The 22,875-nt window shown below is 39.3% G+C and carries 17 protein-coding genes; 14 read left to right on the top strand and 3 right to left on the bottom strand.

The window, feature by feature from the left end; all coding sequences use genetic code 11:
• The first annotated feature begins 379 nt into the window (after positions 1 to 379).
• Positions 380 to 2,494: a polyribonucleotide nucleotidyltransferase gene (gene pnp, locus ACFQU5_RS05225; RefSeq protein WP_390285453.1), complete on the top strand. Its 2,115-nt coding sequence runs from the start codon at positions 380 to 382 to the stop codon at positions 2,492 to 2,494.
• 814 nt (positions 2,495 to 3,308) lie between these two features.
• Here pnp and ACFQU5_RS05220 read toward each other — a convergent pair.
• On the bottom strand, positions 3,309 to 4,592 hold the full coding sequence (locus tag ACFQU5_RS05220; protein ID WP_390285451.1) for an ABC transporter permease: 1,284 nt from the start codon (positions 4,590 to 4,592) through the stop codon (positions 3,309 to 3,311).
• Complete coding sequence (locus ACFQU5_RS05215; protein ID WP_390285449.1) at positions 4,582 to 5,277, bottom strand: ABC transporter ATP-binding protein; 696 nt, start codon at positions 5,275 to 5,277, stop codon at positions 4,582 to 4,584. Before ACFQU5_RS05215 ends, ACFQU5_RS05220 begins: the two co-directional genes overlap by 11 nt.
• 242 nt (positions 5,278 to 5,519) lie before the next feature.
• On the opposite strand from ACFQU5_RS05215, the gene ACFQU5_RS05210 reads away from it, so the two are divergent.
• The 6 genes from ACFQU5_RS05210 to dapA all read left to right on the top strand — a co-directional run bounded on the left by ACFQU5_RS05210 (position 5,520) and on the right by dapA (position 10,782).
• On the top strand, positions 5,520 to 6,746 hold the full coding sequence (locus tag ACFQU5_RS05210; protein WP_390285447.1) for a M16 family metallopeptidase: 1,227 nt from the start codon (positions 5,520 to 5,522) through the stop codon (positions 6,744 to 6,746).
• Between the two features lie 369 nt (positions 6,747 to 7,115).
• Positions 7,116 to 7,382, top strand: a complete 267-nt coding sequence (locus ACFQU5_RS05205; protein WP_390285445.1) for a YlmC/YmxH family sporulation protein — start codon at positions 7,116 to 7,118, stop codon at positions 7,380 to 7,382.
• Entirely contained in the window at positions 7,383 to 8,165 is a 783-nt protein-coding gene (locus ACFQU5_RS05200; protein WP_390285443.1) for an NAD(P)-dependent oxidoreductase, read from the top strand.
• Positions 8,159 to 8,743: a dipicolinate synthase subunit B gene (locus ACFQU5_RS05195; protein ID WP_390285441.1), complete on the top strand. Its 585-nt coding sequence runs from the start codon at positions 8,159 to 8,161 to the stop codon at positions 8,741 to 8,743. Before ACFQU5_RS05200 ends, ACFQU5_RS05195 begins: the two co-directional genes overlap by 7 nt.
• 85 nt (positions 8,744 to 8,828) lie before the next feature.
• On the top strand, positions 8,829 to 9,866 hold the full coding sequence (locus ACFQU5_RS05190) for an aspartate-semialdehyde dehydrogenase (protein ID WP_390285439.1): 1,038 nt from the start codon (positions 8,829 to 8,831) through the stop codon (positions 9,864 to 9,866).
• Positions 9,867 to 9,879: 13 nt separating this feature from the next.
• Positions 9,880 to 10,782 (top strand): 4-hydroxy-tetrahydrodipicolinate synthase, encoded by a 903-nt coding sequence (dapA, locus tag ACFQU5_RS05185; RefSeq protein WP_390285437.1) that lies wholly within the window; start codon positions 9,880 to 9,882, stop codon positions 10,780 to 10,782.
• Positions 10,783 to 10,855: 73 nt separating this feature from the next.
• On the opposite strand, the gene ACFQU5_RS05180 is transcribed toward dapA, so the two are convergent.
• Positions 10,856 to 11,761 carry a nuclease-related domain-containing protein gene (locus ACFQU5_RS05180; protein WP_390285435.1) on the bottom strand — a complete coding sequence of 302 codons (906 nt, stop codon included), beginning with the start codon at positions 11,759 to 11,761 and terminating at the stop codon, positions 10,856 to 10,858.
• 700 nt (positions 11,762 to 12,461) lie between these two features.
• On the opposite strand from ACFQU5_RS05180, the gene ACFQU5_RS05175 reads away from it, so the two are divergent.
• The 7 genes from ACFQU5_RS05175 to ACFQU5_RS05145 all read left to right on the top strand — a co-directional run bounded on the left by ACFQU5_RS05175 (position 12,462) and on the right by ACFQU5_RS05145 (position 22,673).
• Positions 12,462 to 14,129, top strand: coding sequence for a ribonuclease J (locus ACFQU5_RS05175; protein WP_390285433.1), 1,668 nt, complete (start codon positions 12,462 to 12,464; stop codon positions 14,127 to 14,129).
• 148 nt (positions 14,130 to 14,277) lie between these two features.
• On the top strand, positions 14,278 to 16,626 hold the full coding sequence (locus tag ACFQU5_RS05170) for an FtsK/SpoIIIE family DNA translocase (protein ID WP_390285431.1): 2,349 nt from the start codon (positions 14,278 to 14,280) through the stop codon (positions 16,624 to 16,626).
• Positions 16,627 to 16,805: 179 nt separating this feature from the next.
• The gene (locus tag ACFQU5_RS05165) at positions 16,806 to 17,534 is read left to right on the top strand and encodes a GntR family transcriptional regulator (protein WP_390285429.1); all 729 of its coding nucleotides are present in this window, start codon (positions 16,806 to 16,808) and stop codon (positions 17,532 to 17,534) included.
• A gap of 54 nt (positions 17,535 to 17,588) precedes the next feature.
• Positions 17,589 to 18,671 (top strand): BMP family lipoprotein, encoded by a 1,083-nt coding sequence (locus tag ACFQU5_RS05160; RefSeq protein WP_390285427.1) that lies wholly within the window; start codon positions 17,589 to 17,591, stop codon positions 18,669 to 18,671.
• Between the two features lie 453 nt (positions 18,672 to 19,124).
• Complete coding sequence (locus tag ACFQU5_RS05155) at positions 19,125 to 20,666, top strand: ABC transporter ATP-binding protein (protein ID WP_390285426.1); 1,542 nt, start codon at positions 19,125 to 19,127, stop codon at positions 20,664 to 20,666.
• Positions 20,663 to 21,712, top strand: a complete 1,050-nt coding sequence (locus ACFQU5_RS05150) for an ABC transporter permease (protein WP_390285424.1) — start codon at positions 20,663 to 20,665, stop codon at positions 21,710 to 21,712. Before ACFQU5_RS05155 ends, ACFQU5_RS05150 begins: the two co-directional genes overlap by 4 nt.
• Position 21,713: 1 nt before the next feature.
• On the top strand, positions 21,714 to 22,673 hold the full coding sequence (locus ACFQU5_RS05145; protein WP_390285422.1) for an ABC transporter permease: 960 nt from the start codon (positions 21,714 to 21,716) through the stop codon (positions 22,671 to 22,673).
• Positions 22,674 to 22,875: the final 202 nt, after the last annotated feature.

The raw sequence follows: 22,875 nt of genomic DNA, 5'->3' as shown, positions 1-22,875 counted from the left end.
GAGCCTAGCTGCTAAGCTAGACATAAGGAAGCGGGAACGTTCCTGAGTTTAACGAAAGCGGGAACCTTCCCGCTTTTTATTTATGTAAAAAGTGTTTGGTCAAATATAACAATATCACCGATTTACAGTATCTAATTGTAAAATTTGGACAAGTTAAAACAAACAAATTTACATAAAATAAAGACAACATATTCAATCGTTCATTGAAAAATGAACTGATTTTAAGATAAAAGATAAATATCTCCTAAAAGAATTGTAAAAAATATACGAATTAGACATAATTAGATTGAAAATATTTAGCATATAAATTGGTTTTTTGATACACTTACTATGATTATAGTCGTGAAGTAGTGTGTTTCAAGAGAAAGGGGTTCATTAAATGACCGAAAAGAAAGTCTATTCATATGAATGGGCTGGCCGACAACTAGTAGTAGAAGTAGGACAGCTAGCAAAACAAGCAAATGGTGCTGCATTAGTTCGATATGAAGAATCAGCGGTACTATCAACAGCAACAATGTCAAAATCACCAAAACCCTTAGATTTCTTCCCATTAACAGTGAACTATGAAGAACGTCTTTATGCAGCAGGTAAAATTCCTGGAGGATTCATTAAACGTGAAGGACGTCCATCAGAGCATGCGATTCTAGTTTCACGCCTTATTGACCGTCCAATTCGCCCAATGTTCCCAGATGGCTTCCGTAATGAAGTACAAGTTATTTCAATGGTCATGTCTTCAGATCCAAACTGCCCAACAGATGTAGCTGCAATGTTCGGTTCCTCTTTAGCTTTGGCTGTTTCGGACATTCCATTTGATGGCCCTATCGCAGGTGTACACGTTGGTTATATAGATGGCGAATTCGTTTTAAACCCAACAACAGAACAATCAGAAAAAAGTACTGTTCACTTGACTGTGGCGGGAAATAAAGATGCCATCAACATGGTAGAAGCTGGTGCATTAGAAGTGCCGGAAGAAATCATGCTTGAAGCAATTATGTTCGGTCATGAAGAAATTAAGAAATTAATTGCCTTCCAAGAACAAATTGTGGCTGAAGTAGGGAAAGAAAAAATTGCGGTTTCATTATATGAAATCAACGAAGAGCTTCAAGCACAAGTAAAGGCGATGTGTGAAGAAGAGATGATTGCTGCAATCCAAACAGTAGAGAAGCATGCTCGTGAAGAAGCAATCGGTGTCGTGAAAGAACGCGTGATGGCTAGCTACGAAGAACAAGAAGCAGATGATGAAACATTAAAACAAGTAAAAACAATTTTAGATAAAATGGTGAAAGAAGAAGTTCGCCGTCTAATTACAGAAGAAAAAGTCCGTCCAGATGGCCGTAAACCGGATGAAATCCGTCCATTATCTTCTGAAGTAGGATTATTAGTGCGTACTCATGGTTCAGGTCTGTTCACACGTGGACAAACTCAAGCTTTATCAATTTGTACATTAGGACCACTTGGCGATGTTCAGATTATTGATGGCTTAGGACTTGAAGAGTCAAAACGCTTCATGCATCACTATAACTTCCCACAATTCTCAGTTGGGGAAACAGGACCAATTCGTGGACCAGGCCGTCGTGAAATCGGTCACGGTGCATTAGGCGAACGTGCTTTATTAGCGGTCATTCCTGATGAAGCGGACTTCCCATACGCGATTCGTTGTGTATCAGAAGTTTTAGAATCGAACGGTTCAACTTCTCAGGCTTCGATTTGTGCATCGACTCTTGCAATGATGGACGCAGGTGTTCCACTTAAAGCACCAGTAGCCGGGATTGCGATGGGTCTTGTGAAAAAAGGCGAGCACTACACAATTTTAACGGATATCCAAGGCATGGAAGACCACCTAGGAGACATGGACTTTAAAGTTGCAGGTACTGCTAAAGGTGTTACGGCACTTCAAATGGACATTAAAATCGATGGTCTATCACGCAACATCCTGGAAGAAGCTTTACTACAAGCAAAAGCGGGTCGTATGATCATCCTTGATTCTATGCTTGCAACACTTGCTGAATCTCGTTCAAGCTTATCGAAATACGCACCAAAAATCGAAGTGATTAAAATTAATCCGGACAAAATCCGTGATGTAATCGGATCTGGCGGTAAAACAATCAACAAAATCATCGATGAAACAGGTGTAAAGATCGATACAGAACAAGACGGTACAATCTACATCTCATCCGCAAATGAAGAAATGAATAAACGTGCGAAAGAAATTATCGAATCAATCGTTCGTGAAGCTAAAGTAGGCGAGTACTACATGGCAACAGTAAGACGTATCGAAAAATTCGGTGCATTCTGTGAAATCTTCCCAGGAAAAGACGGCTTGCTGCACATTTCTGAAATCCAAGAGGAACGTACGAGCAAAGTAGAAGACGTACTAAAACTTGGCGATGAATTACTAGTAAAAGTTATCGAAATCGATAACCAAGGCCGCGTCAACCTATCACGCAAAATCGTGTTAAAAGAAGAAAAAGAACGCGCTGAACAAGCTGAATAATAGAGAGTCTGAGCAGAGGAAAATAGTTTCCTCTGCTTTTTTTATATGGAGAAAAGGCGAGTAAACCCAGTGCTAAAGCAAAACACATAGGAAGTGTCGTAAAGCCGGTGCTAATAATACAAAACAAAGGCGAAATAAATTCGAAGTGTCGCAATCCAATTGCTAATAAGACAAACGAAAGAAAAAGAAATACCAAGTGTCGCAATCCAATTGCTAATAAGACAAAACGAAGGCCAAACAAATACGAAGTGTCGCAATTCAGTTGCTAATGAGACAAAACGAAAGCAAAACAAATAGGAAGTGTCGCAAACCCGGTGCCAATGAGACAAAACGAAGGCGAAACAAATACGAAGTGTCGCAAACCCGGTGCTAATGAGTCAAAACCAAGGCGAAACAAATACGAAGTGTCGCCAAGCCGGTGTTAAAGACAAAATAAAAGCAAAATAAATACGAAGTGTCGCCAACCTAGTGATAATGAGACAACTCGAAGGCCAAACAAATACGAAGTGTCGCAAACCCAGTGCTAATGAGACAAAACGAAGGCGAAACAAATAGGAAGTGTCGCCAACCTAGTGCTAATGAGACAAAACGAAGGCTTAACAACTACGAAGTGTCGCAATTCAGGTGCTAATAAGACAAAACAAAGCAAACAAATAGGAAGTGTCGCAAACTCGATGCTAGTAAGATAAAACGGAAGCGAGAACAATTAGAACTGTACCGGACTTTAAATTCAAACAAGCATTAACTAGTAAAAAAAAGAGTTACCTCAAAATCGGTTTGCACCAACTTCGTAGGTAACCCTCAAATTTCAAATTTATAGCTCCTGTCTCAAAGCCTGAATCACTTCAATTTTTGTAGCATTTCGCGCTGGTCGCAAACCGGATAGAATTGCAACCGCTAGGCTGATGCCTCCTGCAATCACCACTAAACTCCAGGGGATTAAAGAAAACGTAAGCTCATAATTCGATAAATCTTCATCAGATAAAGCAAAAGAGACGACATAAGGCAAAATTGCATTTGCTGCGAAGCTAATGGCATAGGAGACAATGATCGCTAAAAGAGTCCCTAAGATTCCGATAAATGTACTTTCCATTAAAAATAAACGTTGGATTAATGAAGGGGAAGCACCGATCGCCTTTAAAACACCAATTTCGCGTGTCCGTTCCGTCACCGCCATCGTCATTGTATTAAAAATACCGATAGAAGCAATGAGAATTGCAATGGTTCCAATAAAGATTAGTCCAATTTTAAAGATTAAGAAAAACATATCCAGTTCTTCTAATTGTTCTACTTGTGAATAGACTTGATAGTTTTGTTCTTTTAAAAGTTCCAAAACAGGCATTACATTTTCAATTGAATCCACATAAATTGTTGTTGCAGGATAAGTGATTAAATTAGGATACGAATCTAACAGTGAATCGCTAAATAAAATAGTTGAATCTACATACCAGTCATAGGAAGGGCTGCTTAATATCCCGACAATCTTAAAAGGAGCCGGTTCCATATATTCCTGTGTGTTGTCATCGTAAAACTGTAAGGTTACTTCTTTATTTAATAGCTCACCTTTGTAGCCTTCCTCTGAGCCGTCATAATAAGAACCCGCTTCTTCTGCCTTTTTTGACTTTTGTTCAATTGCGGCCATATCTGCGTCATTCAATAAAATTTGAGCATAATGATAGCCGACAACAATTTCATTCGGTTCCTCGGGTAATCGTCCTTCACTTAAAGTAGAGGGAAGTTGTTGCTGAGCTTCCATATCAACGATGGATGCATTGGATTCGCCTTCACGGTCCTCCAATGACGATTTAACCATACCACTGAGATCTGCCTGATTCATCACAACATTGACATGATCAATGCCCTCGATATATTGTTGATCCTCTTCAGAAAGGGTTTCATCTCCCCAAAGTTCAATTTGTGTAATTGCTTCATCACTTAAGATTTCATTTTTCATCGTTTGCTGGATACCAAACCCAATTGAAGCCAATACGATTAAAAATGCACAGCCAATCATGGCAGCTAATACGGTCATGGTAACTCTAAGTTTATTTTTCTTCATATGTTGTAAAACAAATTGTAATTGATCTTTAAATAACATGCAGCATTCCTCCAACCAATACGCCATCTGTCATGCGAAATTCACGATCTGCTATAGAAGCCACTTCTTCGTCATGGGTAATGATGACAAACGTTAAATTTTCATTCTTGTTCAGCACTTGGATAAGGGTAAGGATTTCTTGCTCTGTTTGGGAGTCAAGACTTCCTGTAGGCTCGTCCGCTAAAATAATCGGTGGATTTGTAATCATCGCTCTGGCAATGGAAACACGCTGCTGTTGTCCACCAGAAAGTTCATTTGGATAATGATCGGCAACTTCTATCAATCCGACCTTCTTAAGTAACTCGGCTACTTTCTTTTCCCGAATGGCACGACTCACACCTTTCAATTTCAAAGGAAGCTCAATGTTTTCGAATACTGTTTGAGCCGGCAGCAATTGAAAATTTTGAAAGATAAAACCGAAATGATCGAGACGAAATGCCGCACTTTGCTTTTCAGTAAAACCAGCGATTTCAGTATTGTTGACAAGGATAGAACCAGAATCAGGTTTCATAAATCCTGCGATCGTTTGTAATAGCGTTGATTTTCCTGATCCGCTTTTTCCGACAATGGCCGCAATTTCTCCTCGTTGTATGTGAAAGTTGATGCCTTTTAAGACTTCTACCTTTTTTTCGCTTCCCTTTTTACCGATGGAGAAGGTATGGTGTAAAGATTTAACTGTAATCATATCAATTCATTCCTTTAGTTAATGTGATAATTTTATTGTAGATGGTGATTCTGAAGAAAGAGGAAGGACAATTCTTAAGAAATTCTTAAAACAAAGTATAAATATGAATAAAAAATTAAAAGTTTCTAAGTTGAAGGTTCGAAGAGTTTAGCATATGATTAATCAAATGAGCTTTAATGAATGTGCGACTGACGCTAGGCTAACGTCGCATTAAAAGAAAAGTAGATAGGTGATGGGGAAATTTGGTAACAGTTTATACATGTCAGAACGGTGTTCGGATTGTTTCGGAGGAAATCCCGCATGTACGATCCATTTCGGTTGGTATTTGGGTAGGGGCAGGCTCCCGATTTGAACTGCCAGAAGAAAACGGAATTACACATTTTATTGAACATATGTTGTTTAAAGGTACGAAAACTCGAACGGCTAGACAAATTGCAGAAGAGTTTGATCGCATTGGTGGGGAAATTAACGCTTTCACGTCAAAGGAAAACACATGCTATTATGCAAAAGTATTAGATCATCATGGGGAATTGGCCGTCTCGATTTTAGCGGATATGTTTTTCAATTCTAACTTTGATGCAAACGAATTGGACAAAGAGCGTCAAGTTGTATTAGAAGAAATCCTAATGAGTGAAGATGCACCAGATGATGATGTACATGAGCAATTATGGACTGTCATGTATCCGACAGATGCTTTGGGTCTCCCTATTTTAGGGACGAATAAGACTCTTTCTACTTTTACAGCAGAAACGATCCGTCATTATATAGAGAAATATTATTACCCAGAAAATATTGTGATTTCAGTTGCCGGTAATGTAACAAAGGAATTGCTTCTACATATCGAAGAGCTTTTTGGTCGTTACAAACGTTCATCCAAAGCTGTTGATCCGACACTGACACATCCAGTATTTCATTCAGGGAAATTTGTAAAAGAACGAGATGTGGAGCAATCTCATCTTGCTATTTCTTATCCTGCTATAGGAGTAAAGGATCCGAATTTAAATAGTTTCATTGCCTTAAACAATATTGTTGGGGGCAATATGTCCTCTCGACTCTTCCAGGAAGTGAGGGAAGAGCAAGGCTTAGCCTATTCAATTTATTCTTATCAATCCTGCTATGCTGATGTAGGGGCATTTACCATTTATGGAAGTACGAACAATCAGCAATTATCGGTTATGCACGATACGATTAATGCAACATTACAAAAAGTGCGAACTGATGGAATATCTGAAACGGAGCTGATGAATGCAAAAGAGCAGCTTAAAGGAAGTTTTGTTCTAGGGCTGGAAAGCACCAACTCGCGAATGAGTCGAAATGGACGCAATGAGCTCATTCATGGTCGACATAAATCAGTCGATGAAATCATCTCGGAGATTGATGAAGTTTCAATGGATAAAGTAAATGATCTCATTAATGCAATTTTATCAGTAGACCCTGCCATCTCCAAAATCGGGCAAGGGGTAAAGTAAACCAGAATGGCTGTCTTCTATCTAAATGGGAGATAGCCATTTTTTTATATTGCATCTTCTAGCACTTATTGACGAAATTTATATTTTTGTTAGTGGAATCAGTAATAATATGAAGGTGTCATTCAGTAAATTAATTAATATATCTGATATACCTTTTACATTAAATCAACCGGATCTAATTCAACCAAAAACTACCCCAAAATCGTAATTTGTTAAGTAAATTGCCCTTTACGAAATACATCTCTTCAAAATTTCATATGGAAGTCTACCAGCGGATGAAACGCTACTGTTTGAGGGAGATACGAAAAAAAGGCACCAACAATTCTTGGGTTGCATATAGTAACAATAAGCTCATGGAGGAGGGAAAACATGCTGCTATCGGAGCTTGCGGAGAAGGAATTAATTGAAATGGAAAATGGTGTGAGATACGGCTATTTATCTGAAACGGAATGTCTATTTGATCCAAAATCAGGAAAGATTTTTGGTTTTGAGCTACATGAACAATCTTCCAAAATGCCATTCCAGAAGAAAAAAGCAACATCACCGTTATTTATTCCTTGGGAAGAAATTCACCTCATTGGCGAGGATCGAATTTTATTCCACCGAACATCATCAAAAAGAAGGCAGTTTGACTAAATGACTGAAGAGAAGTGGCTCGTTGTAGGTACAGATATGCGCATGAAAGTATTGGCGAAAAATCTAAGCAAGTCTAATCGAACAGTATATTATAAAAATTTAGCAGTATGGGATGAAGAGCTTAACAGAACAGTTCTTGGGTTTCATCCTGATTTTGTTGTGCTGCCCATTCATCCACTTGAAGTAGATGTGCCTAATGTTCTGGGGCTTTCAAAAGAAGTAATTTTTACTGGAAAGCTAAATGAGAAATGGCATGAGATCTTAAAAGAAAATGAAACACATTTTTATTTAGAAGATGAAGGGTTTATATGGCACAATGCAGTATTAACTGCAGAAGCATTTGTATCTAGCTTCTATAATACAAAAAGAGCGATTATGGGGAAAAAGTTCATTATTACCGGATTTGGGCGAGTGGCGAAAATGGTTGCACATATTTTAAAAAGCATCGGGGCGGAAGTTTGCATCGCGGTGCGTTCCAATGTGCAGCTGAACGAAGCCAGAGCATTCCGGTATGAAGCAGTAGATTTAGAAGAAGTTGGAGAAATCGAGGGGGATTTCTTTATTAACACAATTCCTGCAAAATGGCTGGATGAACAATTTAACACGAAAATCACGATGCCAATTTTTGATTTAGCCTCCTATCCTGGCTGTTTACAAGATGGAATTAGTAGAAAGCAGTATGAGCTGTTGCCTGCATTGCCGGGAAAATTTTTCCCTGAAGATGCTGGAAATGTACTATATGAATCAATTGTTGAACAATTAAGGAGGAGACACACTTGCTAGAAGGTAAACGAATAGGACTAGGTATAACAGCATCCCATTGTACGTACGAAGATGTAATTCCGAAGATTGAGAACTTCACAAAAGTGGGAGCAATCGTAGTTCCTATTATTACACATTCCGTGTTAACAGCTGCAACGCGATTTGGAACAGGGGAAGAATGGATTCAAAAAATCGAGGCACTGACAGGAGAAAAAGTCGTTTCTTCTATTGTAGAGGCTGAACCATTCGGACCGAAAAATCCATTGGATTGTATGGTTATTGCACCGATGACAGGAAATTCCATTAGCAAATTTGCAAATGCTTCGACTGATAGCCCTGTTTTAATGGCTGCAAAAGCAACTCTTCGTAATGGATCGCCCGTTGTATTGGGGATTTCAACAAATGATGCCCTTGGATTAAACGGGGTCAACATCATGAAGCTGATGAACTCCAAAAATATTTACTTTATTCCGTTCGGTCAAGACGATCCACAGAACAAACCAAACTCATTAATCTCCGATTTCACCAAAATGGTAGATACCGTTGAATATGCCATCAACCATAAAAAACAATTGCAACCCCTACTAATCCAATATTGAAATAACTAAAAATTCTAACACACAGAGTCCTTTTTATGATACAATTTTCAACATTATGTTACTTGTATTTGAGGAGAGATGAGAAATGGCGAAAGAATTGACAGTTGCAATTGTAGGTGCAACAGGTGCAGTAGGAACAAAAATGAAAGAACAACTTTTAAAACGAAACTTTCCGATTAAACATATAAAATTTTTGGCTTCAGCTCGTTCTGCTGGAACAGAAATTGAATTCGGCGGCAAAAATTACACAATCGAAGAAGCAACACCAGAGGCCTTTGAAGGAGTAGACGTAGCGTTATTCTCAGCTGGTGGTTCAGTTTCGGCGAAATTAGCTCCGGAAGCAGCAAAACGTGGGGCAGTGGTAATTGACAATACAAGTCACTTCCGTATGCACCCAGATGTACCTTTAGTGGTACCGGAAGTAAACAGAGAAGATTTAAAAAGTCATAACGGAATTATTGCTAACCCAAACTGTTCAACAATCCAGATGGTTGCGGCTTTACAACCAATTCGCGAGCAATTTGGCTTAACGAAAGTTATCGTTTCAACTTATCAAGCAGTATCAGGTTCAGGTGTTTCAGCGATTGAAGAACTTCGCACACAAAGTGAACAATGGGATGCTGGTAAAAACGTAGAAGCGAACATCCTTCCTGCAAAATCAGATAAAAAGCATTATCCGATCGCACGTAATGTCATTCCGCAAATTGACGTATTTACGGAAAATGGCTTTACATACGAAGAAATGAAAATGATCAACGAAACGAAGAAAATTATGCACATGCCTGACTTAGCGGTAGCTGCAACATGTGTACGTGTTCCGGTAGTTTCTGGACATTCAGAGTCTGTTTATATTGAAGTAGAAAAAGAGATTAGCGTTCAAGAGATGTTTGATGTGTTACGAAATGCTCCAGGCATTGTTCTACAAGATGATATTTCAGCACAAGACTATCCAATGCCTTTATTTGTTGAAGGGGAAGATCCAGTGTATGTTGGCCGTATCCGCCAAGACCTGTCTAACAAAAAAGGGTTCCATCTATGGATCGTATCAGATAACTTACTAAAAGGTGCTGCTTTAAACTCAATTCAAATTGCCGAAAGCATGTTAGAGGATAACTTACTCTAAGGGGTGTTTACTTGTGGATTTAGGTCGAGTTGCTACTGCCATGATTACCCCATTCGACGACAATGGAGCAATTAATTATGAAGTAGCAGAGCGAGTAATTGAGCACTTAATATCAAATGGTACAGATTCGATTGTGGTATGTGGGACGACAGGTGAGACCCCGACATTGTCAATACCGGAAAAACGAGCTTTTATCGACTTTACGATCCGAAAGGTCAATAAGCGTGTTCCGGTTATTGCCGGTGTGGGGTACAATGACACCGCGTACACAATCGAAGCGACGAAAGTGGTTGAAGCATTTGGTGCTGACGGCATTATGGTCGTGGCGCCTTTCTATAACAAGCCAAATCAAAGAGGGATTTACGCTCATTTTGAGGCGGTTGCGAGAACAACGAATTTACCGATTGTTGTTTATAATGTCCCAGGACGCACGGGTGTCAACATCTCAGCTGACACAACCATTGCCTTAAGTAAAATTCCAAATATCCGAGTGGTGAAAGAAGCAAGCGGGAGTTTGGAACAAATGACCGAAATCTTGAGAGGCGTTTCCGATGACACATACGTGTACAGCGGCGATGACGCCCTAACACTGCCACTCGTTTCCATCGGGGGCAAAGGTGTCATTTCCGTTGCCTCTCACGTCATCGGGAACGAAATGCAAGAAATGATTCGCGCCTATGAAGAAGGCCGACACCAAATTGCTCAAAAATACCACCAAGCGATGCTGCCACTAGCCAAACAATTATTCGTAGATCCAAACCCAGTCCCGGTCAAATACGCACTAAGCAAACTGGGCTTCCCAGTCGAACACGTACGCCTACCATTAGTAGGGTTGTTGGATGAATACAAAAAGAATTACGATCTCATTTGGGAAGAATTTCAGAAGAACGTGCAAGAGATTAAGAGCCACTCGTAAAGGGTGGGCGATGAAAAAGCAAACACTTTTGGTGTTTGTTTTTTTATGTGTTAGGGATTTTGGAGGGAGTGGTCTACTCAAAGTGAATTCTACGAAATGTATCAATTGATTTAAAATTCTTTTTTAGTATCCTTAGAATTCTTCTTCGCGACTCTATTATTTTGCACCACTCATACATTTTACTTGTCGTCACTTTTTCATCAGGAAACAGGAGTTTAAATTCCTTTACATTTCGTACTACTGCTGATTCAACAAGTTCTGTATTCCCGCAAGATGTACATGTGCATTTCTTACCTGTGATAGTAATGGAAAAGGAAAAACAGGCAGGACAAGGCATTCCTTTACGTAGTTGTTGATAATTATAAGGTGGGCAATGCTGGTACGGATTATGTTCTATATGTAATGATGATAAGTGCTCGGCTAACTTTTTATGCTGCTCATTCAGCTTGGATTGGTGGGAATTAACACTTTTTATAAAGCTATTTAATTGAGATGGAAAGATAAAAGGTATATCGAGTGGAGCTTGGTATAATGTAAACTCGGGGTTTATAAAAATTACTGAGGATTGAATGGAAAAGTTAAAGTTTAATTTAAGAAACAATTGACGAAGTAATGATTCAGTTCTATACAACTGAATTAAGGGGTTGGTAATTTCTGTTTGCTCCTTTTGAAATAACTTCTCTGATTTGTAACGGTAATTTCCACTGTAATTTTTAATCTCCAAAAGATAAACAACATTGCTAAAAATAATTAAAGAATCAATTTGGAACGTTTGGTTGTTTGTTTTGAGTAACAAGTCATTTAATACGAAACAATCACATTCAAGCTTTTCCAGTAGTAAATCAAATAAAAGTTCACCTTCGAAACCCTTTTTTAAGCTAGTGTAGTTTTGCTGGTCGGTTTTAGATAAATTCATCCGATTTCTGAGTGCCTTTAGGATTACTAATTCATTGGGTTCGGATCTACTCTTGATTATCATATTAAAGCTCCTTTCATTTGTTCTTAAGTATATTTTATAAGAAAAAAATTTAATTGTACCAAGAGTTTGGAAAATAAATTTTTGGCTATTAATTGTTTTAAGCAATACGACTAAGAAAAAAGTATATGTTGTATGGCAATTTGCCCCAAACATGTTTCATTCGTACAAGATGGAGAATGCATGCTAAGAAATGTCACACTATAGGCAGTAATAAGACAAATCGAAGAGGCGAGAGCCCTAGAGTGTCACAATATAAGGTTTAATAAGACAAACCGTAACGGCAAGAGCTGGGGAGTGACACAATATAAGGAGTAATAAGACAAACCGTAGATGTAGGGTCGCTGGAGTGTCACAATATGTGCCGTAATAAGACAAATCGCAGCGACAAGAGCTAGGTAATGTCACAAAACAAGTAGTAAAAGGACAAATCGATGTGGTAAGAGAGCTGGGGTGTCACAAACAAGTAACCCAACCAAGCTCCTCCACACAAGAGCTCCCATACCTCCAAAGCATTCAACCTAACCTCCCACCCAACCTCAACCAAACACCAATAAACTCTCACCCCAACCCCAAAAACTCCAAATCCACCCCGAACCCCCATACTTTGTAAAAATTTCGCTTTTTTATTTGTGCTTCATCCGTGGACACCGTATAATGGGGTATAAGTGGTTGCGTTCGGGATATTATAGGAGGAAATCAAGTGACAAAGACTAAAAACGAAGTAATCCGAGTAATCCCTCTTGGCGGAGTTGGAGAAATCGGAAAATCGATGTATGTAATTGAAATCGATGACGAACTTTTCATTGTAGACAGTGGATTAATGTTCCCAGAAGATGAAATGCTTGGAATTGATATCGTCATCCCTGATATTACATACCTAGAAGAAAATAAAGAACGTGTTAAAGGGATTTTCCTTACACATGGACATGAAGATGCCATTGGTTCTATTGCCTATGTGCTGCAAAAGATTAAAGCGCCGGTCTATGGTTCAAAACTGACGGTTGCTTTAGCAAAGGAACACCTAAAAGATCTGCAAGTTTCACAACCTGTGAAGTTTTTTGAAGTAACAAATAAAAGTCGTATGAACTTTAATACAACGTATGTAACATTCTTCCATACGACGCACAGCATTCCGGATTCATTGGGAATTGTTTTCCATACTTCGGAAGGGGCGATCGTGCATACGGGAGAATTTAAATTTGACCAGTCGGCAAAAGGCAAATTTAAACCGGATATTGCGAAAATGGCGCAGTTGGGTGAAGAGGGCGTATTTATGTTGCTTTCAGAATCGACAGAAGCAGAACGTCCCGGCCATACAACGAGTGAAGTCGTAATTGAAGAAACGTTAGCGAAATATTTCCATGCTGCACCAGCCCGTATACTTGTGGCTGTGTATGCATCGAATTTTATTCGCATTCAGCAAGTATTCAACCATGCACAGGAATCAGGCCGTAAAGTGGCTGTTGTTGGAAAGAGCTTAGAAAAAGTAATCGATATCGGTTTGAATCTAGGCTATTTAACAGTAGATGAAACAACGCTAATTCCTGTCAATACAATTCAAAAATATCCCGATGAGGAACTTATTATCCTGGTAACAAGTAATCAGGGTGAACCACTAGAAGCAATCGATAAAATTGTTCGCAAGCAACATCGTGATATACGCATAAAAGACACGGATACAGTATTAATTACATTTACGCCATCTCCAGGAATGGAAGTGCAAATGGGAAATGCGATGAACAATCTTGCCAAGGCAGGAGCGAATGTCCTAGCAGCTGATAAAAAAATACATGTTTCCGGCCATGGTTGCCAAGAAGATTTGAAAATGATGCTGAATCTAATGAAACCGAAGTACTTTATCCCGATTCAAGGCGAGTACAGAATGTTAATTGCCCATTCAAAACTTGCGCAGCAAGTAGGGATGAAAAAATCTCAAATCTTTATCGCCGACAAAGGGGATATCGTTGAATACAAAAATGGTAAAATGAGAATGAGCGGCCGTGTTCAAGCAGGCAATGTCTTAATTGACGGGATTGGTGTAGGTGACGTAGGGAACATCGTCTTAAGAGATCGTAAATTATTATCTCAAGATGGTATTTTCATCGTTGTCGTTACATTGAATCGTGCACAAAAAAGAATTGCATCGGGCCCAGAAATTTTATCGCGCGGATTTGTTTATGTGCGTGAGTCAGAGGAGTTAATCCTTGAAGCTACAGAACTTGCACGAACTGTTATTGAAAAGTATGTCAGCAAAGATACATTTGAATGGACAAACATTAAACAAGAAATCCGTGATACACTAAATGCTTATTTATTCCAAAAGACAAAGCGCCGCCCAATGATTATCCCAATAATTATGGAATACTAAGTGAAAGATTAGGTGCGTTGTAGACAATAAAATAAGTTCTTCCCTAATTGTGAGGAACTGTCGCAACAAAAAGGATTTTCTTAACCGTTTCTGGTCAAGGAAATCCTTTTTGTCTTCAACTAGCGTTAAAAAGAAGAGGTGAATTCAGGTGGCGGAAAAAAAGACAAAAGCCAAAAAGGGACTACATCCATTAGCTTATGAAATTATCGGTTTATTATTAATTGGCATTGCCATAATCATCTTCTTTGAATATGGTGTAGTCGGAAGAACGATTCAAACCGTTTCGATGTTTTTATTTGGCAATCTTCATATTGTTGTACCATTTTTTTCGGTACTGATTGCCGTATTAATGATGATTAATCGAGAAGGGGTTCGGTTCACGGACCGTATTGTCCAAGGGTCGATATTAATTGTCTGCAGTTTAGCTATTTTTAGCCACAGTGTTCTATTTGAGGAACTCTATAATAGCGATAAATTATTATCGAACTCTGTCATCCGCGAAACTTGGCGGTTATTAATCGATATGGAAGGAATCCAGAATCGTAGTAATGCGATAGGTGGCGGTATGATCGGGGCATTACTTTTTAGTATGTTCCATATCCTATTTGATTCGACGGGTGCAAAAATTGCCGGATGGTTTCTTTTCTTTACCGGCATGATTCTAATTACGGGTAAAGCCCTAGTGCCAATATTGGTTGAAAGTGCACCGAAATGGAAAAAGAAATTTCCGAGAAAGAAACGAAGAGCAAAATCTGTTGTTAAAGATGAGAAAAAACCAAAACGCTCTCGATCAAAGGATGAGCGGGTTTCAGATGAAATTGCCGCAACTTCTGCAGAATCGGAACGTACGAAAAAACAAAGAAGGAAACGACAACCCGAGCCGATTATTGAAGAGCTAGTTGATGAAGAGGATGATTTTGATGAAGAACCGATCATCTCTGCCTTTACACAACATATTCAACATAAACAGCCAGCACCAGCTCAAATTACAATTAAAGAAGAAGAGCCAGCCACTGAAGATAAAACGAATATCGACGAAGTGATTCAAAAAGCAGTGGAAACAAATGTCGAAAATGTGGATTATCGATTACCTGCCATGAATTTGTTACTATTGCCACCTGCTTATGATCAAAGTGGGGAATATTCAGTAATTCAAGCGAATGCGAAAAAGTTGGAGCAAACCTTCTTAAGTTTTGGGGTAAAAGCTAAAGTAACCCAAGTACATCTTGGTCCTGCCGTAACAAAATATGAGGTTATGCCGGATGTCGGCGTAAAAGTTAGCAAGATTGTAAGCTTGCAAGACGATTTGGCATTAGCTCTTGCGGCCAAGGATATTCGAATGGAGGCACCGATTCCAGGAAAATCAGCCATCGGGATTGAAGTGCCAAATAGTGAAATTGCAATGGTGACATTGCGCGAGGTCCTGGAAGCAAAAGAAAATAATAACCCGGATTCTAAATTGTTGATTGGCTTCGGTCGTGATATTACTGGACAAGCCATCTTGGCAGAGCTAAATAAAATGCCTCACTTGCTTGTGGCAGGTTCAACTGGTAGTGGTAAGTCGGTATGTATTAACGGAATTATCATTTCAATTCTAATGCGAGCTGCACCACATGAAGTGAAAATGATGTTAATCGACCCGAAAATGGTTGAACTAAACGTCTATAATGGAATTCCTCATTTGCTGGCACCCGTTGTAACGGATGCACGAAAAGCATCTCAGGCACTACAAAAAGTTGTTTCTGAAATGGAACGCAGATATGATTTATTCTCCCATACAGGTACAAGAAATATTAAAGGGTATAACGATCATATTGACAAACACAACCTGCAAAATGATGAAAAACAACCAAAACTTCCATATATTGTCGTGATTATCGATGAGCTTGCAGATCTTATGATGGTCGCCTCTCACGATGTAGAGGATTCTATCACACGTTTGGCCCAAATGGCCCGTGCTGCAGGAATTCACTTAATCATTGCAACACAACGTCCATCAGTAGATGTTATTACAGGTGTCATTAAAGCCAACATCCCATCACGTATCGCTTTTGCTGTATCATCTTCGATCGATTCGCGCACAATATTAGATATGGGTGGTGCAGAAAGGTTACTTGGGAGAGGTGATATGTTATTCTTGCCAGCTGGTTCATCTAAACCTATTCGAGTTCAAGGGTCCTTCCTTTCTGATGAAGAGGTAGAAGAAGTGGTGGACTTTGTTATAGAACAACAAAAAGCCCAGTATGACGAAGCGATGATTCCGACAGATGAACCGGAAAAATCCTTTGAAGAAGAAACGGACGACCTGTATGATGACGCTGTCCAGCTTGTGGTCGAAATGCAAACTGCATCTGTTTCCATGCTGCAAAGACGCTTTAGAATTGGCTATTCGAGAGCTGCTCGAATAGTAGATCAGATGGAAGTCAGAGGGGTGGTAGGTCCACCGGATGGAAGTCGTCCAAGACAGGTGTTAATGGATAAAGCGAACGCCGAATAATGGATAATGTTGTAAAATTCATGGTTATGTTATGAATTTTCTTGCTTTTGTCATCTATTACACAACAGTTTTTTATTTTTACTATTTTCATTATTCAAGAAAAATGGTATATTATGAATCGATTAGTAGGAATGTTCAACATCAGATGTCTGATCTTTCGTTGTTTGGTGGTGATGTAATTGTCGATTAAAACAGATCATCGTCATTTATATCTTCAAGTTATTGATCGATTAAAGGCGGATATTGAGAATGGAATCTATCGTGAAAATGAAAAATTACCTTCAGAATTCGAATTATCGAAAAAACTTGGAATAAGTCGAGCAACTCTGCGTGAGGCGCTTCGGCTATTGGAAGAGGAAAATATCATTGTTCGGCGTCATGGTGTAGGGACATTTGTTAATCCAAAACCTGTGTTTACCTCAGGAATTGAACACCTATCAAGTATCTCCTCCATGATTGAAAATGCTGGAATGACACCGGGAACCATCTTTATTGATGCAACTGAAAGTGATCCAACTGATGATGATATAGAACGCTTTCAATGTGACAAGGATGACCGAGTATTAACAATTGAACGTGTACGAACTGCAAATGGGGAGCCGGTAGTTTATTGTCTAGATAAAGTACCAGCCAAACATCTTCCAGCCAATTACGTTCAAAATAGGGAAGTATCCATTTTCTCGGCGCTGGAACAAGCAGGTGATATTCATGTATCCTATGCAGTCACTTACATAGATCCTATAGGTTATCATGAACAAGTATCGCCAATCTTGAATTGCGGCCCGGAAACAGCATTACTCGTATTAAAGCAACTTCATTATGATGATAATGATCGAGTTGTTCTTTATTCTAAGAACTACTTCAGAGCTGATAAATTCAGCTTCCATGTAATTCGAAAACGGGTGTAGAACATTCCTGGAAATAATTTCCTGCTAATTACAAATCTTTGGGGGGTAACACAAATGAAAAAACGTAAATTTGGTTTAGCTCTTGCTTCAATCTTTGCGGCTGGTTCTATCCTTGCTGCATGTGGCGGAGGCGAAGACAAAGAAGAAACAAAATCTACAGATTCTGGTACTACTGAAGAAACTTCAGACTTCTCGGTAGCTATGGTAACGGATACAGGTGGGGTTGATGACAGATCATTCAACCAATCTACTTGGGAAGGTATCCAGGCATTTGGTGAAGAAAACGGTCTTGAAAAAGGCGACGGTGGTTTTGACTACCTAACATCTGCTGCAGAATCTGATTATGTTACAAACTTAAATAGCTTAATTCGTCGTGATTTCGACTTAGTATTTGCAGTAGGTTTTGCATTGCACAATGCAGTGGCAGAAGTTGCTGATCAACAACAAGATGCGAAAATCGCTATTATTGATGAAGTAGTAGCTGAAAAAGATAACGTAGCTTCAATTATGTTCCGTGCAAACGAAGCATCTTACCTTGCTGGTGTAGCAGCGGCTCTAGAAAGCAAGTCTGGTAAAATCGGTTTCATCGGTGGTATGACTGGTGAAATTATTGGTGGATTCCAAGCTGGTTTCGAAGCTGGTGTAGCAGCAGTTAACCCTGATATCGTAGTTGACGTTGAATATGCAGAAAGCTTTACTGACGCTGCTAAAGGTCAACAAATTGCGAAAAGAATGTATGATTCTGGTGTAGATATTATCTTCCACGCAGCTGGTGGTGTAGGTAACGGTTTATTCACAGAAGCAAAAGAACGTAAACAAAAAGATCCAAACGCGAACGTATGGGCAATCGGTGTTGACCGTGACCAATATGATGAAGGTAAAGTTGATGATTCAACAAACATCATGTTAACTTCTGTATTAAAACGTGTTGACGTTGCAGCTCAAGAAGTTGCTAAATTAGCTAGAGACGGTGAGTTCCCTGGCGGTGAGGTAATCACTTACGGTTTATCTGACGGTGGAGTTGACCTTGCTGATTCTCGTGGTGCAATCACTGAAGAAACTTTAGCAACTGTTGAAGAGTACAAACAAAAAATCATCGATGGTGAAATCACAGTTCCAGAACAACCAGAAGAATAATCATCTAATTTGATCATGAAGGCTAGCTATGCTAGTCTTCATGTTTTGTAAACAGATATTTGTGTCAATCTTCTGTAAACTTAGAATAATGTACATAATTTTTAACGGATGTTGAAATAAAATCTCGAAATCAAGCGATTTTTTTGAATTAGACAGGCATTCATTTTGTTGTTAATTTTCAGAATAAAGAAACTTGTGAAAGCGCTTTTTGTAAGAAACCTTGCTATGACTGAATTGATAGACGAAAGGTTTGAATTTATTCGAAGTTAACATAAATTACTATCTTAAATTAAAACCTTTCTTGTGTTAATTTAAATACAACACTAGTAATCTCTTTTCATACTGGTATCAATCTTAAAAAGGGACATCAGGATGAAAAAAACATAAAATTTGACCATTATGGCGAAATTTATGTTTTCCAATAATAAAAAGTTATCCAAGGGAGTGAACACATTGGAATATGTAATTGAAATGCTTGGAATCCGTAAGCAGTTTGGGGATTTTGTAGCCAATGATAACATCACCCTTCAACTTAAAAAAGGCGAGATTCATGCACTTCTTGGTGAGAATGGTGCAGGAAAATCTACGTTGATGAATGTCCTCTTTGGTTTATATCAACCTGAAGCCGGAAAAATCCGCGTTCATGGAAAAGATGTAAAAATTACTGACCCGAATGTAGCCAATAAGCTTGGCATCGGTATGGTGCATCAACACTTTATGCTAGTTGAAAATTTTACGGTGACGGAAAACATCATTCTTGGCAGTGAACCTACGAAGATGGGGTCTATCAACACTAAAGATGCTGCTAAGAAGATACAAGCACTATCTGAACAGTATGGCTTAAATGTTGATCCATACGCAAAAATTGAGGATATCTCTGTTGGGATGCAACAGCGTGTAGAGATTTTGAAAACACTCTATCGTGGTGCAGACATCATTATTTTCGATGAACCAACAGCTTCGTTAACACCGCAAGAGATTACAGAGCTTATGCAAATTATGAAACGCCTGATCAAAGAAGGCAAATCGATCATTCTAATTACCCATAAGCTAAACGAAATTATGGAAGTATCTGACCAAGTAACAGTTATTCGCAAAGGTCAAGGTATTGGTACGGTAACCACTGCAGAAACGAATCCAACAGAACTTGCCGAGCTAATGGTAGGTCGTCAAGTTGTGTTCAAAACTGAAAAAATTGCTCCTAATCCAAAAGAAGTAGTTCTTCAGATCGATTCGCTGACAGTAGCAGATAACCGTGGAATTGATAAAGTAAAAAACCTTAACCTGACAGTTCGTGCTGGTGAGATTGTAGGTATTGCAGGGATTGATGGAAATGGTCAATCCGAACTGATCGAGGCAATTACAGGTCTTCGTAAAGTAAAAAGCGGTGACATTAAATTAAATGGCAAGAACATCAATGGCTTAAAACCGAGAAAAATTACGGAATCTGGCGTAGGTCATATTCCTCAAGATCGTCATAAGCATGGACTGGTTCTGGATTTCCCGATTGGTCATAATATCGCACTACAAACGTACTATAAAAAGCCGATTTCCAAAAACGGTGTAATTGATTATAGTAAAGTAAGTGAATTTGCCCGCAACATCATTGAGCAATACGATGTACGTTCAGGTGAAGGGGAAATGTCGATGGCCCGTTCGCTTTCAGGTGGTAACCAACAAAAAGCCATTATTGGACGTGAAGTGGAACGTAATCCAGACTTGCTAATTGCGGCATTACCAACTCGTGGACTTGATGTTGGAGCAATTGAATTTATTCATAGACGCTTAATCGAACAACGTGATAAAGGAAAAGCCGTTTTACTAATTTCCTTTGAATTAGATGAAGTAATGAATGTGTCAGACCAAATTGCCGTTATTTATGACGGATATATTATAGATACGGTAAACCCTCATGAAACAAATGAACAAGAATTAGGATTACTTATGGCAGGACAATCGCTGCAAGATAATAAAAAGGTAGGTGGCACTCAATGAGTAAACGATTAGTGAATATACTCGTTCCACTTATCTCGATTCTTTTAGGTTTAATCATTGGTGCGATTGTAATGGCAGTTAGTGGATTTAACCCGATTGATGGATATGTGGCACTATGGAACGGTATCTTTATGGATACTTATACTATGGGTGAGACGGTTCGCCAAATCACACCATATATATTCTCAGGTTTGGCTGTAGCATTTGCATTCCGTACTGGTCTATTCAACATTGGGGTTGAAGGTCAGCTGATTATGGGATGGCTGGCAGCTGCTTGGGTTGGACAAGCTTTCGAAATGCCGGCAGTACTTCATGTACCTGTAGCATTGATTGCTGCAGCGGCAGCAGGTGCATTATGGGCCTTCATTCCTGGTTTATTAAAAGCCAAGTTACAAGTCCATGAAGTTATCGTAACAATCATGATGAACTATACAGCATTACATGTGGCAAACGCATTGATTGGTGTGATTTCTGGCGGCGAGGAACGTACAGAAAAAATTCACGAATCAGCGTCTTTACGTTCTGATTTCCTAGAAAGTGTGACAGATTACTCACGTCTGCACTGGGGAATCATAGTTGCCCTATTGGCAGTATTCGTAATGTGGTTCATTTTGCAAAGAACTACGCTTGGTTATGAGTTGAAAGCAGTTGGATTCAATAAAAACGCATCCGAATATGCAGGGATGAATGTAAATAAAAACATTATTTTAGCCATGGTTATATCTGGGGCTTTCGCCGGACTCGGTGGTGCGATGGAAGCACTTGGAACGTTTGAAAATATGTCGAAATTACATGCCGCTACAGGTATAGGATTTGACGGAATTGCCGTTGCCTTACTAGGAGCAAATCAACCATTTGGAGTACTTTTGGGAGCCATTCTATTTGGCGCATTGAAAAATGGTGGATTAAACATGCCAAGTGAAGCAGGCGTTCCAACAGAAATTGTTTCGATCGTAATTGCGCTTATTATCTTCTTTGTAGCTTCAGGCTACATTATTCGTGTGGCGCTAGAACGTTTTGGTAAAAAGAGAAAGGAGGAAAAATAACATGAGCTTTTTAGAAGTGCTATATTTTATTATTCCTTCTGCCATCTTCTATGCAGCGCCATTAATCCTAACAGCAATCGGTGGTGTATTCACTGAGAGATCAGGAGTTGTCAACATTGGTCTTGAAGGAATCATGATTGCCGGTGCAGCAAGCAGTATTATTTTCAACTTAACATTTGCAGATCAGTTAGGTAACGCGACTCCTTGGGTTGGACTTATCGTTGCAATGATATTTGGTATCATTTTATCGCTAATTTTAGCTGTTGCAGCCGTTTCCTTACGTGCCGACCAAACAGTTTCAGGTGTTGCCCTAAACTTATTAGGTCTTGCCGTAGCAGTATTTACGGTCAAAATGATTTATGATAAAGGGCAAACAGACTCTGTTACTGAACGTTTCTCTCGTTTTGATATTCCAGTTTTAAGTGATATCCCGATCATAGGGAAAATGTTCTTCGTGGACGTCTATGCAACTTCTATCTTAGCAATCGCGGTTGCCTTTATTGCTTGGTATGTCATTTACAAAACGCCATTTGGATTACGTTTAAGATCAGTTGGGGAACATCCAATGGCTGCTGATACAATGGGTGTGAATGTGACAAGAATGCGTTATGTTGCGGTAATGATCTCCGGGGCACTAGGTGGTATCGGTGGTGCGATTTACGCACAAGCCATTTCAGGAAACTTCGGTGCCTCCACAATCAGTGGACAAGGCTTCATGGCGATTGCAGCCATGATCTTCGGTAAGTGGCATCCACTAGGTGCACTAGGCGCGGCCCTATTCTTCGGTTTCGCTCAAGCACTAAGTGTTGTCGGTGGGTCCATTCCATATGTACAAGACGTTCCAGATATCTTCTTGTTAATCTTGCCTTACGTCTTAACAATCCTAGCCTTAGCCGGATTCATTGGAAAAGCCCATGCGCCAAAAGCAAGCGGTGTCCCTTATATTAAAGGGAAACGTTAATTGGTAGGCAAATCGTCAATGAGTATAATGAACGTCTTCTCTTATTCGGAGGAGGCGTTTTTTGTTGTGGTATCAAGGCTTAAGGAACCTCGTGGACTATGATGAGTGGAAATGGGTGTGATAAGTCCGCGACAAGAGGTTTCGCGGACAATGAAGAGTGGGAATACTTGTGATAAGTCCGCGACAACAGGTCTCGTGGACA

The sequence above is a fragment of the Ureibacillus sp. GCM10028918 genome (assembly GCF_042666115.1).
Classification (GTDB): Bacteria; Bacillota; Bacilli; order Bacillales_A; family Planococcaceae; genus Ureibacillus.
The sequence above is the reverse complement of the archived record's forward strand: the minus strand, read 5'-3'. Positions and strand labels throughout refer to the sequence as shown.

Excerpts from the sequence above, each read along its gene's own strand:
- pnp (WP_390285453.1), top strand. The coding sequence starts at position 380 with ATGACCGAAAAGAAAGTCTATTCATATGAATGGGCTGGCCGACAACTA.
- ACFQU5_RS05220 (WP_390285451.1), bottom strand. The coding sequence starts at position 4,592 with ATGTTATTTAAAGATCAATTACAATTTGTTTTACAACATATGAAGAAA.
- ACFQU5_RS05215 (WP_390285449.1), bottom strand. The coding sequence starts at position 5,277 with ATGATTACAGTTAAATCTTTACACCATACCTTCTCCATCGGTAAAAAG.
- ACFQU5_RS05205 (WP_390285445.1), top strand. The coding sequence starts at position 7,116 with ATGCTGCTATCGGAGCTTGCGGAGAAGGAATTAATTGAAATGGAAAAT.
- ACFQU5_RS05200 (WP_390285443.1), top strand. The coding sequence starts at position 7,383 with ATGACTGAAGAGAAGTGGCTCGTTGTAGGTACAGATATGCGCATGAAA.
- ACFQU5_RS05190 (WP_390285439.1), top strand. The coding sequence starts at position 8,829 with ATGGCGAAAGAATTGACAGTTGCAATTGTAGGTGCAACAGGTGCAGTA.
- ACFQU5_RS05180 (WP_390285435.1), bottom strand. The coding sequence starts at position 11,761 with ATGATAATCAAGAGTAGATCCGAACCCAATGAATTAGTAATCCTAAAG.
- ACFQU5_RS05160 (WP_390285427.1), top strand. The coding sequence starts at position 17,589 with ATGAAAAAACGTAAATTTGGTTTAGCTCTTGCTTCAATCTTTGCGGCT.
- ACFQU5_RS05150 (WP_390285424.1), top strand. The coding sequence starts at position 20,663 with ATGAGTAAACGATTAGTGAATATACTCGTTCCACTTATCTCGATTCTT.
- ACFQU5_RS05145 (WP_390285422.1), top strand. The coding sequence starts at position 21,714 with ATGAGCTTTTTAGAAGTGCTATATTTTATTATTCCTTCTGCCATCTTC.